Here is a 9066-nt window from a genome sequence, read left to right on the forward strand (position 1 = left end):
CCCGAAGTGGCGCAATCCAACACTTGCAGCCGCGCAGAGGCGAACTACCGTTACCCCCTGCCTTGGGGCGAAGGCAGGGTTTCGCGGAGCACTGCTCCGCGCTGCCGTAGCCGGCCGGCTATGCAGAGCCGGCCGTGGTGTCGGGGCTGGGGGGAGTGTGGTCCAGTGAGCGCCCAGATCAATCTCTATCATTCGCGCTATCTCAGGCAGCGTGAGCTGCTCACGCTGGGCAATGTAACGCTTGCGGCGGCGGCGGTGTATCTGCTGCTGGCCGCGGCGGGCGGCTGGGCCTGGCAGAACGCGGCGACGCGAAGTCAGGCCGCGACTGCCGCCGAGGTGCAGCTCAAGGCGGTGAAGGGCCAGGTCGACGCCGCGACCAAGGCCGCCGGCGTGCGCAAACCCAGCCCGCAATTGATCGGCGAACTGGAGCGCGCCGAAGGCATGCTGCGCCGGCGCAGCGACATCGCGCGCCTGCTCGAAAGTGGAGCCGTTGGCAACACGGGCGGCTTTGCCGATTACCTGCGCGGCTTTGCCCGCCAGGCACCTGAAGGCCTCTGGCTGACGGGTTTTACGATCAAGTCCGGCGGCAGCGACATGGAAATTCGCGGCAGCATGCTGGACCCCGTGGTGTTGCCCGAATACATCCGCCGCCTTGGCAACGAGAAGGTGTTTCAGGGACGCAGTTTCGCTTCCTTGACCATGAACCGGGCCGAGCCGTCTGCTCCGTCACGACCCGCTGCGCCGGGCGCCGCCGCCGTGGCGCCAGCGCCAACTTCCGGACCGCGTCCGATCGACTTTGTCCTGATGCCAAAATTGGCTGAGCCAACGGGGGGCGGACAATGAAGGCGCTGGCCGCCCGGTGGGCGCAGTGGAACGCGAAGTTCGCCGCGCTGACGCGCCGTGAGCGGGTGATCACCGCCGCGGTGCTGATACTTGGCGGCGGCCTGCTGATATTCAATTTCGCAATCGAGCCGTTTGTGCTCAAAGCACGCAGCGCGGTCCGCGCCGAAACTACGGCGCGTGCCGAACTCTCGCGGCAGCAGGCGCAGGCGGCCGCACTCGGGGCGCAAAATGTCGATCCGGATGCCGCCAACCGGCGCCGGTTGACGCAGGTGAAACAGGAACTGGCGGCGGTCAGCGAGCGGCTCGCGGACTTCGAGGCCGGCATGGTGCCACCCGCCCGAATGCAGGCTTTTTTGCAGGGATTATTGGCAAGGAATCGGGCCATCGAATTGCTCGAACTGAAAACTCTGCCGGTGACGCTGGTCGGGGCGTCGCCCAAGATCGAGATCCAGGCTGGAACGTCCGCGCCGGCCGCCAAGGATGCCGACAAGGAGAAAGCGGCGCAAGAGCAAGCAGACCCAAGCTCGGGCGGCGGCATCTACCAGCACGGCATCGAAATCCGGCTGGCGGGCGATTACAATGGTCTGTTGAATTATCTGGCAGAACTCGAGCGCATGCCGCAGCGCCTATTGTGGAACAGCGTTCGCTTCACTGTGGAAAAATATCCGCGCAACATCATGGTGGTACGGGTGTACACCTTGAGCCTCGACAGAAATTGGTTGGTTGTATGATGGGGCGCGATCTGCTCGCGGTTTTCCTGGCGGGTCTCGTTGGATCGAGCCTTGCTGTCGCTCAGGTGCCGGATCCAACGCGTCCGCCCGCAGCCGTGTTCGATCAGGAGGTGGGTGCTACTGCGGCCGTGGCGGCAAAGAGTGGGGTGCAGACGGTGATACTGCGTCCCGGCGGCAAGTCGGCTGCCGTGATCAACGGACAGTACGTCGAGGAAGGGGACAAACTCGGCGACAAGCGGGTGTTGAAGATCAGCGAAAAAGAAGTAGTGCTGATAGGGGAGAGCGGGCGCGAAGTCATCGAGACGACGCCCGCCATTGAAAAAGTGCCGACCAAGAAAACGGGTGCAAAACGGCGGATGACGGGAACCACCCAAAAATGAGACACGCAATCCATGCGCGTTGTGTACTGCTGCTCCTCACCGGCGCCCTGGGCGCCTGTGCCGCGCCGCCACGCGCTGGTAACCCGGTGCTGACCGAGATCAACGACGTGCTGTTGAAATCCGCAACGGACCGCAAGCTGCATGCTGTCGATGTCACCGACAAGTCGCTGATGCCGCCGCTGGCGCCGCAGGCGGCGGTCGATGCCGCCGTGGCGGAGACCCGCTTCGATCTCTCGGTGGTCAACGCGCCGGCCACGCAAGTGTTCATGGCCCTGGTTTCGGGGACCCGTTACAGCATGCTGCTGCCGCCCGACGTAAGCGGCAGTCTCACGGTCAATCTCAAGGATGTGACCGTGATCGAGGCGCTCGAAACCATCCGCGACCTTTACGGTTACGAGTATCGCATCCAGGACAAACGCATTTTCATCGAGCCCAACACGGTCAAGACGCGGGTCTTCCACATCAATTACCTGTCGAGCCGACGCCAGGGCAGCAGCGACCTGCGGGTTACCGGGAGCTCGATGACGGCAGCCGGCGCGGCGGCGCCCGGTACCGCGGGCGGCACCGCAAGCTCGACGACCGGCCAGACCGCGCCGACCGGCACCGGGACGCCGACCGCGGCGCGCGGCAGCGACACCAGTCGCGTCAGCATGACCAGCGAGAGCGATTTCTGGGGCGACCTGAATCGTGCGCTGGCGACCATCGTCGGCACCAGCGAAGGGCGCAGCGTCGTCGTCAATTCGTCGTCCGGCGTGGTGCTGGTGCGCGCGCTGCCGCACGAACTGCGCAACGTCGAGAAATACCTCAAGGCGACGCAGCTGATTGCCGAGCGGCAGGTCATGCTGGAGGCCAAGATCATCGACGTGACGCTGTCGGAGGATTTCCAGGCGGGCGTCAATTGGGGGGCCTTCGCGAGCGGCGCCAACAGCCGACTGGGCATCGGCGTGGCACAGCCGGGCGCCACGATAGGCGCCGGCAATGCCACGCAGACCATCGGTGCGCCCAGTACGCCGACGCTTACCGTGACACCCGGAGAGCTGGGTTCGATCGCCGCTTCGGTGCTGGGGAAAGGTTTTATCGGCCTCGCCTTCCGGACCTCGAACTTTGCCGCGCTGCTGAATTTTCTTGAAACCCAGGGCAGCGTATCTGTCCTTTCGTCGCCGCGCATCGCCACGCTCAACAACCAGAAAGCCGTGCTCAAGGTCGGTACCGATGAGCTGTTCGTCACCAATGTCACTTCGGCGACGACGACCACCGCGGCGGGTTCGGTTTCATCGCCGAGCGTGACGCTGCAACCTTATTTCTCGGGCATCTCGCTCGATGTCACGCCGCAGATCGACGACGACGGCAACATCATTCTGCATGTGCATCCGGCGGTCAGCACCGTGGCCGAGAAGGAAAAAATCATCGACCTGGGTTCGCTGGGCATCTTCAGGCTGCCGCTGGCTGCCAGCAGCATCAATGAAACCGACAGCATCGTCCGGGTCCAGGACGGCAACATCGTGGCGATCGGCGGCCTGATGCGCCAGGAACAGGCCTCCGACCGCTCGCAGTTGCCCGGCGCCACGGGTTTCATTGCCAACGCGCTGGGCCAGCGTTCCTCGGCCTTGCGCAAGCGCGAACTCGTGATACTGATCAAACCGACCCTGATCGACAATGACCGCGTCTGGGCGCAGGACATCAAGGACGTCCAGGAGCGCGTACGGGCTTACCCGTCGAGTCAGTCGGGCCAGTGATCCTGCGCGGCGAGCCATGTATCTAAATCACTTCGGGCTCCATGAACTGCCGTTCGGCATCACGCCGGACACCAGCTTCATCTATTCGGCCGACGCCCACCAGGAAGCCCTCAACACGCTGCTGATCGGACTCAACACGGGCGAAGGTTTCATCAAGATCACCGGCGAGGTCGGTACCGGCAAGACCCTGCTGTGCCGGCGCTTCCTGGCGACGCTGAGCGAAGACCAGGTGGTCGCCTACCTGCCGAATCCGATGCTGGAACCGCGCATGCTGCTGCTGGCGATCGCCGAGGAACTCGGTCTCAAGCTGCTTGGCCACGACAATCAATTCAGCCTGCTGAAGCAGTTCAACGGACACCTGCTGGACATGGCGGCCCAGGGCAAGAAAGTCATCATCTGCATCGACGAGGCACAGGCCATGCCGCTGGAGAGCCTGGAAGCGCTGCGCCTGTTATCCAACCTGGAAACGGAAAAGCACAAGCTGCTGCAGGTGGTGATGTTCGGCCAGCCCGAACTGGACCAGAAGCTGGCGAATCCCGCGGTGCGCCAGTTGCGCCAGCGCATCGTGTTCCATTACCGGATGCCGGGGCTACGCCAGCACGAGGCCGGACATTACCTGGCGCACCGCCTGCGTGTCGCGGGTCATCGTGATGGCGAGGTGTTTCCGCCGGCCAGCACGCGCTTGCTGTATCGCCTGTCCAGCGGTACTCCGCGCCTGGTCAACGTGCTCGCGCACAAAGCCATGCTGCTGGCCTATGGCGAGGGTAAGACCCGGGTCAGCCGCGACCACGTCAAGCTGGCCGGCCGAGATACCGAAGGCCTCCCCGCACTGCACTGGTGGCAAGGTTGGTGAGAGTGAGCACCCTCCGCCGGGCCGCCCCAGAGCGGCGCTGCCAAGCTATGGAGCCGCGCAGCGGCAAACCGCCGTCACCATCCACGCTTGGCGAGGGGGCTGGGGAGAGGGTGGTTCGGTGAGCCTGGTCAACAAGATGCTGCGCGATCTGGATGCGCGTCGCGCCGGCAATGGCGAGCGTGCGGCGCTGCCCGCTGCAGTCACGCCCTTGGCCGCGCGCCAGGAGCCGCGTGGGGTGCGGACGCCAATCTTGCTCGCAACGGTTCTGTTGCTTGCCGCGTTGGGTGCCTGGTACGCAGGCAGCGAGCAATCCGCGGCGCCGGCCGTGACTACGGCAGTACCCGCGGCACCCGTGCCAGCAACGCTTGCGGCTCAGACAGAGCCTGCCGCTCCCGCTGCGCCGGCCTCGCTTCCCGCCAATGCGCCGGCGCTCGCCGCCCTGTCGTCCTTGCGCATGGCCGATCAACTGGCCGCCGCGCCGGCGACGCTCCCCAAGACGCCCCCCAAGACGGAGTCCAAGGCGCCGGCCATAGCGACGAGTTTGCCGAAGCCGCCGCCGCAAGCGGCTGCGGCTGCCGTGGCCGCCAAACCGGTGGTCAAGGAGCCCACCGAGCCGATGGAGTCCCGAATCGACAAGCAGGTGCGCCTGCCGTCGGCGGTCGAGCGTGCCGAGGCGGATTACCGCCGGGGCCTGCTGGCGCAGCGCCAGGGCAATGCGGACGGCGCGGCGGGCAGCTATCGTGCGGCGCTGGAGAATTATCCGGAACATGCGGCGGCCCGCCAGACGCTGGCGGCGCAGCTGATCGACGCCAAGCGTTTTGACGAAGCCGAGGAGCTCCTGCGCAAGGGCGCCGAACTGCCGCCGGTGCGCCTGGCTTCGACGCTGGCGCTGGCCCGCCTCAAGGTCGAACGCAACCAGGCTGGGGCAGCACTTGATCTGCTGCTGAAAAATGCCGCGTCGGGCGAACGTAGCGCCGAATACCAGGGATTTGCCGGGGCGCTGCTGAATCGTGCCGGCCGCACCGCCGAAGCGGTCGAACACTATCGGGCGGCCACGCACCTGGCGCCCAACGAAGGCCGGTGGTGGGCCGGACTCGGCATCGCCCTCGACGCGGCGGGCAAAGGCCCGGATGCCCGCGAGGCCTACCAGAAGGCGCGCGCCTTGCCCGGCTTGCCGGCCGATCTGGCACAGCACATCGAGCAGCGCCTGCGCTAGGACGTTCGGCGCGCCGTTCAGCCGGTTTGCTGTTCCAGCGCCTGGAGCTTGTTGTATGCCCAGGTACGCAGATGTCCCAGCGGGCCGGTGAGATTGGTCCATGAATCCAGCATGGAGCGCTTGAGTTTCTCGTGCTGGTATTCCTCGGCGCGGGAAAAATTCTGCAACTGCTCCAGGATCAGTTCGCGCGCCCGGTCTTCGGCACGCGTTTGTACCAGCCGCAGCCCGTCCCTTGCCGTGTCGTCGTCGGTGAGGGAAAACGGCAGTGAAATCAGGGTCGCCAGCCGCGAAATTTCCCGCAGCGTATCGGCGCGCTCGATCAACGAGACTTGCCCGTCGCAGCGTGCGGCGAAGCGTCGCGCTTCCATGCGCAGCATGTTCTTGTCGACGGGATCGCGGAACGCCATGAAATTGGTCCGGGCTTGAGCAACCGGGATTGTACCGTCGCCGTCAATCCTTCAGCGCGCGCGCCAGCACGCTGTTCTCGACCCGTGTTGCGCCGTGCGCCTTGAGCGTGCGGGCCAGTTCGTCGAGCGTTGCGCCGGTGGTCATGACGTCGTCGACCACCAGCACCGTCTTGCCCGTCAGGTCGATTTCGCATTCGAAGGCACGGCGGATGTTGCGCTTGCGTTCCTTCCACGGCAGGCTGGCTTGCGGCGCGGTGTCGCGGCGGCGGTGAATGCGGCTAAGCTCGAGCGGCACGCCGAGTGCGCGTGCCAGCGGTCGGGCAAGTTCCAGAGCCTGATTGAAGCCGCGCTCCGCCAGCCGCGCCGGCGCCAGCGGCACCGGCAGCACCAGGTCGGGGCGGAGCGGGGCTGCCAGCTGTGCCAGCGCCCGTCCGAGAAAGTTGGCGCTGGCGAGACGGTGAGCGTACTTCAGCGACTGGATCAGGCGATCGAGCGGGAACTCGTAGCGGAAAACCGCCTGAGTGGCGTCGAAATGCGGCGCCTGTTTGAGGCAGGCGCCGCAGACGGCGGCCCCCGGGGTCGGCAGCGCACAGAGCGGGCAGCGCTCAGCACTCAGATAGGGCAGGCCGGCGCTGCAAGCGGGGCACAACAGGTTGTCGCCGCTTGCCGCGGCGCAAAGGAAACAGTCCTGCGGCAGCAGGGCGGCAGCGGTGTTGCGCCAGGCTTTCTTCAGATCCGCTGCAATTGACAAGCCGGACTCCTTCCACCAAGATTCGCGCCTTCCTGCATTCTAGCGAGTCCGCTGCGATGACCGCCACTACTACCGTCCATCCCGCTGCCCCCGCCTTCGTTCCGGCTCCGCGCTGGACCATCGAGGCCCTGGTTGCCCTGTTCGAACTGCCCTTCAATGATCTGCTGTTCCGCGCCCAAGAGGTGCACCGCGAGCACCACGACGCCAATGCGGTGCAGCGCTCGACCCTGCTGTCGATCAAGACCGGCGGCTGTTCGGAAGATTGCGGCTACTGCTCGCAGTCGGCGCACCACGGCGAGGCGCAGCGCGAGGCGCTCTTGGAAACCGAAGAAGTCGTCGCCGCCGCGCAGGCTGCCAAGGACAAGGGCGCCACGCGCTTCTGCATGGGCGCCGCCTGGCGCGGGCCGAAGGACAAGGATCTCGATCGAGTCACCGACATGATCGGCGCGGTCAAGGCGCTCGGGCTGGAAACCTGCGTCACGCTGGGCATGCTCAAGGACGGTCAGGCCGAACGGCTTAAATCCGCCGGGCTCGACTACTACAACCACAACCTGGATACGGCGCCGGAGTTCTACGGCCAGGTCATCAAGACTCATGCCCAGAGCGAGCGCTTCGATACCATCGACAAGGTGCGCGAGGCGGGGATCAAGGTCTGCTGCGGCGGCATCGTTGGCATGGGCGAAACGCGCCGCCAGCGCGCCTCCTTGCTGGTCGAGCTGGCCAACATGAACCCGCCGCCCGAGTCGGTGCCGATCAACGAACTGGTGCCGATGCCCGGCACGCCGCTGGAAAACGCGCCGCCGCTCGACCCTTTCGAGTTCGTCCGCACCATCGCCGTGGCGCGCATCAGCATGCCCGGCTCGATGGTCAGGCTGTCGGCCGGCCGCCAGGAAATGAGCGACGAGTTGCAGGCCCTGTGTTTCCTCGCCGGCGCCAATTCGATTTTTTACGGCGACAAGCTGCTGACGGCCGGCAACCCCGAGGCCGACCGCGACGAGGCGCTGTTCGCGCGGCTGGGGCTCAAGGCCGCTTAATACCTCGTGCGCAGCGACTTCGCCGGAGCTGCGGAAACCTACGACTCAGCCGCAGTCCTCGCCCGCGAAGTGGGCGCTCGCATGGCGGTGCGGCTCGACTTGGTAAAGATCGCTCCGCAGCGCGTGGCCGACATTGGCTGTGCGACCGGCGACGGCATCCGCGAACTGCAGCGGCGCTATGCCAAGGCGCTGCCGCTGGCCCTCGACTACGCCCTGCCCATGCTGCGCGCCCTGCGTTCCCGCACGCCGCGCCTGCAACGATTCACCGGACGCGGGCCGCGTCTGCTCAATGCCGACGTGCGCGCCTTGCCGCTGGCCGCTAATTCCCTGGGCCTGGTCTGGTCCAATTTGATGCTGCACTGGCTCGACGATCCGCTGCCGGCCTTGCGTGAATTACACCGCGTGCTCGAAGTCGGCGGCCTGCTCTGCTTCGCCACGCTCGGCCCCGACACCTTGAAGGAGTTGCGCGAAGCCGGGGCAAGAGTTGGCGCTGGCGGGCCTTGCCTGCCGGGAATGGCGCTTCGCGCGCCGGCAACGGTGCGGCGCTTTCTCGACATGCACGATCTGGGCGACATGCTGATCGCCGCCGGCTTTGGCGATCCGGTGATGGACATGGAGATGATCACCCTGAGCTATCCGACGCCGCGCGCCTTCCTCGCCGACCAGCGCCACCTTGGGGTGCGCGATGCGCTGCTGGGTCGCCTGGGCTGGCGCGACTGGCGTCGGCTGCTGGGCGCCTGGTCGCAGGATGCCGAGCGGCGCCTGCCGGCCACTTTTGAAATCGTCTATGGCCACGCCTGGAAACCCGAGCCGCGACAGCTTGCCGACGGCCGCGCGGTGGTCAAGTTCCATTCGCGCTGAAGCGCGCCGGCCGCGCCCGACAGCAGGCGGCGTGGCCGCTTTGTAGTCAAGCATGTGCCAAATTTCGAAGGCCGGCGGCAGGGAGCGTTTCCCCCCTGTCGCCGGCCTTCGGCTTTCGATCGTGGAAATCCACATATTGCGTATCGTGAAGTGGTGTTTTACAATGCGGAATCACTGCAGTATGTCGTTTCATAAACTAGGTCACTGCTGTCCGGTTAAATTGAAGGTGGAATCGCTGTAAGCCATGACTGACA

Annotated in this window: 10 protein-coding genes; 8 read left to right on the forward strand and 2 right to left on the reverse strand. The window is 65.8% G+C overall.

Annotated elements, in window-relative coordinates; all coding sequences use genetic code 11:
• Nucleotides 1-165 precede the first annotated feature (165 nt).
• From RMO95_RS09180 to RMO95_RS09205, 6 genes are all read left to right on the forward strand, one after another.
• Entirely contained in the window at nt 166-843 is a 678-nt protein-coding gene (locus RMO95_RS09180) for a PilN domain-containing protein (RefSeq protein ID WP_310450314.1), read from the forward strand.
• The gene (locus RMO95_RS09185) at nt 840-1574 is read left to right on the forward strand and encodes a hypothetical protein (RefSeq protein ID WP_310450315.1); all 735 of its coding nucleotides are present in this window, start codon (nt 840-842) and stop codon (nt 1572-1574) included. Before RMO95_RS09180 ends, RMO95_RS09185 begins: the two co-directional genes overlap by 4 nt.
• Entirely contained in the window at nt 1571-1954 is a 384-nt protein-coding gene (locus RMO95_RS09190) for a hypothetical protein (protein ID WP_310450316.1), read from the forward strand. Before RMO95_RS09185 ends, RMO95_RS09190 begins: the two co-directional genes overlap by 4 nt.
• Entirely contained in the window at nt 1951-3690 is a 1740-nt protein-coding gene (locus RMO95_RS09195) for a secretin N-terminal domain-containing protein (RefSeq protein WP_310450317.1), read from the forward strand. Before RMO95_RS09190 ends, RMO95_RS09195 begins: the two co-directional genes overlap by 4 nt.
• Before the next feature lie 16 nt (nt 3691-3706).
• Entirely contained in the window at nt 3707-4543 is an 837-nt protein-coding gene (locus RMO95_RS09200; RefSeq protein WP_310450318.1) for an ExeA family protein, read from the forward strand.
• Nucleotides 4544-4661: 118 nt separating this feature from the next.
• Nucleotides 4662-5759, forward strand: coding sequence for a tetratricopeptide repeat protein (locus RMO95_RS09205; RefSeq protein ID WP_310450319.1), 1098 nt, complete (start codon nt 4662-4664; stop codon nt 5757-5759).
• Between the two features lie 17 nt (nt 5760-5776).
• On the opposite strand, the gene RMO95_RS09210 is transcribed toward RMO95_RS09205, so the two are convergent.
• Both RMO95_RS09210 and RMO95_RS09215 read right to left on the reverse strand, forming a co-directional pair.
• Complete coding sequence (locus RMO95_RS09210) at nt 5777-6166, reverse strand: hypothetical protein (protein WP_310450320.1); 390 nt, start codon at nt 6164-6166, stop codon at nt 5777-5779.
• Nucleotides 6167-6209: 43 nt separating this feature from the next.
• Nucleotides 6210-6917, reverse strand: coding sequence for a ComF family protein (locus RMO95_RS09215; RefSeq protein WP_310450321.1), 708 nt, complete (start codon nt 6915-6917; stop codon nt 6210-6212).
• Between the two features lie 56 nt (nt 6918-6973).
• On the opposite strand from RMO95_RS09215, the gene bioB reads away from it, so the two are divergent.
• Both bioB and RMO95_RS09225 read left to right on the forward strand, forming a co-directional pair.
• The gene (gene bioB / locus RMO95_RS09220; protein WP_310450322.1) at nt 6974-7951 is read left to right on the forward strand and encodes a biotin synthase BioB; all 978 of its coding nucleotides are present in this window, start codon (nt 6974-6976) and stop codon (nt 7949-7951) included.
• A 6-nt stretch (nt 7952-7957) separates the two neighbouring features.
• Nucleotides 7958-8812: a methyltransferase domain-containing protein gene (locus RMO95_RS09225; protein WP_310450323.1), complete on the forward strand. Its 855-nt coding sequence runs from the start codon at nt 7958-7960 to the stop codon at nt 8810-8812.
• Nucleotides 8813-9066: the final 254 nt, after the last annotated feature.

The organism is Sulfuritalea sp., assembly GCF_031426875.1.
Lineage (GTDB): Bacteria > Pseudomonadota > Gammaproteobacteria > Burkholderiales > Rhodocyclaceae > Sulfuritalea.